We start from the raw sequence: 2,476 nt of genomic DNA, 5'->3' as shown, positions 1-2,476 counted from the left end.
CCCAATAATTTTATAAATCTCAAAATAATCCCGAAATTATTACCCAACAGGTCAGCGCAAAAAAATATCAAAAAAGCGGGCAACAAAATGAGTAGAAAGGCCCGGAAATTGCGTTACCTAGTTAAATTATTTATCAATTCATGCACTTTTAAAGCCAGAAGGGCCTTAGGCGCCAGAAACCTCTAACTTTGGGCATCATGACGCAGCTATTCAAGCTCTCCAATCTGACTAAGTTTATAGTTCGGTTTGTTCAGATCATCATCGTTTTCCCGATGGCGGTCCTTATTAGTTTCTATCTTCCCCCGATCAGCTTCATTGACTATGAGCTGAACTTCCTGCTGTGCGTTATACTGGCAGCGATCGTTTCGGTCATTATCACGACCATCAACCAGAAGCTGATCCTGCTCCTGTTCGTGGGCATCATGGGGGCCATGTTCTTCAACAGCACCTTCGACGACTATACAGTCGAAAACCTCTACTCTGACTACAATGCCATGCTGGTGAACATGACCAGCAACTCCAGCAAGGTGTCTTATTTCAAGCCTGTCCGGGGTACTTATTTCCAGGAGCGGCGCGTGCGGAGCGCGATGCAACCCACTCATCCTGCCGTTCGCGCATTTGGAGTGGAGAACTCTACCCGCTTTTTTCACGATGAGTATTACCGTAAGTATGGGAAGATGGTACGCTATTTCTCACTCTTCAAGCATGTGCGCAATAACTGGCGCTACGTCAACGATCCGCTGGGGCTGGATTATTACTCCCCGCCTACCGAAAGCGTGAAGCTGCTGGCCGGCGACTGCGACGATTACGCCATCCTGATGGCCTCTTCTATCATGGCGATCGGCGGCGAAGCCCGTATCGTTATTTCCCCGAACCACATGTACACGGAGGTGAAGATGGGCACTGTGGAGGACCTGGACAAGGTGAGTTATGCGGTGCGCTCCCTGTTTCCGGATGAGGTAACAGGTGGCAAGATCCATTTTCATGAGACCAACGGGGAACTCTGGATCAACTTCGATTATACCGCCGGCTATCCGGGCGGACCATTTCTGGAGCCTGAGCTCTACAGCGTGATCAACTTTACCAAGTCCTGAGTTGATCCCTCGAAAGGTATCCAGCTTATTTGCTAAATATATCGTACAATTGCAACAGCCGCTTGATTAGCGGCTGTTTATTTTATATACTTATCCTCACAGAATAAAACGAAAAAAGATATGCCCAAGATCCTGATCATAGATGACGAGCGGGCCATCCGCAGTACCCTGAAGGAGATATTGGAGTTTGAGAATTACAACGTAGATGAGGCCGAAGATGGCATCAAAGGCCTGCAACAGCTCGGAAAAACCAGGTATGACGTGGTGCTCTGCGACATCAAAATGCCCGGTATGGATGGCATAGAGGTACTGGAAAAGGCCATGGAGCTGACTCCTGATACGCCCTTTATCATGATCTCGGCCCATGGCACCATCGACACAGCGGTGGAAGCCACCAAAAAAGGCGCTTACGACTTCCTCCAGAAGCCACCGGATCTGAACCGCCTGCTGGTATCGGTCCGCAATGCCCTCGACAAATCGAACCTGGTGACGGAGACAAAGATCCTCAAGAAGAAGATCTCGAAAACCTATGAGATGGTGGGCTCTTCGCCGGCTTTGGGACGTGTCAAGCAGGCGATAGAGAAAGTAGCCCCTACGGATGCCCGGGTACTGATCACGGGACCAAACGGATCGGGAAAGGAGCTGGTAGCGCGGGCTATACATGAGCACAGCAACCGCAGCAACGGACCGTTGATAGAAGTAAACTGCGCCGCTATACCGAGCGAGCTGATCGAGAGTGAACTGTTTGGCCATGAAAAAGGCTCCTTTACCTCAGCGGTAAAGCAACGTATCGGCAAGTTTGAGCAAGCCAATGGCGGCACCCTCTTCCTCGACGAAGTGGGCGATATGAGCTTATCGGCTCAGGCCAAGGTGCTGCGTGCCCTGCAAGAGCACAAGATCACCCGTGTCGGCGGTGACAAAGACATACAGGTGGACGTGCGGGTCGTAGCTGCAACCAACAAAAACCTGCTGGAGGAGATCGAAGCCAGGAACTTCCGCGAAGACTTGTACCATCGCCTGGGTGTTATCCTGATCCACGTGCCGCCGTTGAATGAACGCCGGGAGGATATACCGGACCTGGTCCAGAAGTTTCTGCAGGATATTGCAAACGACTACGGTAACAAGCCCAAAGTCATTACATCGGATGCGCTGGAGTATCTCAAAACGCTTGACTGGCGTGGGAATGTGCGGGAACTGCGAAACGTGGTGGAGCGACTCGTCATTATGAGTGGGCAGGAGATCACGCTGGATGATGCCAAGGCTTATGCCAGACCTGTGGTTGCTTGATTAAAATTAGATTCATTTACTAAACACAAAGTGCCCTGATTGTAATCATGGCACTTTGTGTTTAGTATACCTATACCTATACCTATACCTATACC

2 protein-coding genes are annotated in these 2,476 nt (G+C 50.2%); both read left to right on the top strand.

The genetic code is table 11. The features are described 5' to 3' along the window. The first annotated feature begins 197 nt into the window (after nucleotides 1-197). Nucleotides 198-1,094 (top strand): transglutaminase domain-containing protein, encoded by an 897-nt coding sequence (locus tag OB13_RS20125; protein WP_461491976.1) that lies wholly within the window; start codon nucleotides 198-200, stop codon nucleotides 1,092-1,094. A 120-nt stretch (nucleotides 1,095-1,214) separates the two neighbouring features. Further along, nucleotides 1,215-2,381 (top strand): sigma-54-dependent transcriptional regulator, encoded by a 1,167-nt coding sequence (locus tag OB13_RS20120; protein ID WP_461491975.1) that lies wholly within the window; start codon nucleotides 1,215-1,217, stop codon nucleotides 2,379-2,381. The last annotated feature ends 95 nt before the right edge of the window (nucleotides 2,382-2,476 follow it).

This window comes from Pontibacter sp. HJ8, assembly GCF_054824225.1.
This window is presented reverse-complemented; position numbering and strand designations above follow the sequence as displayed.

Excerpts from the sequence above, each read along its gene's own strand:
- OB13_RS20120 (WP_461491975.1), top strand. The coding sequence starts at position 1,215 with ATGCCCAAGATCCTGATCATAGATGACGAGCGGGCCATCCGCAGTACC.
- OB13_RS20125 (WP_461491976.1), top strand. The coding sequence starts at position 198 with ATGACGCAGCTATTCAAGCTCTCCAATCTGACTAAGTTTATAGTTCGG.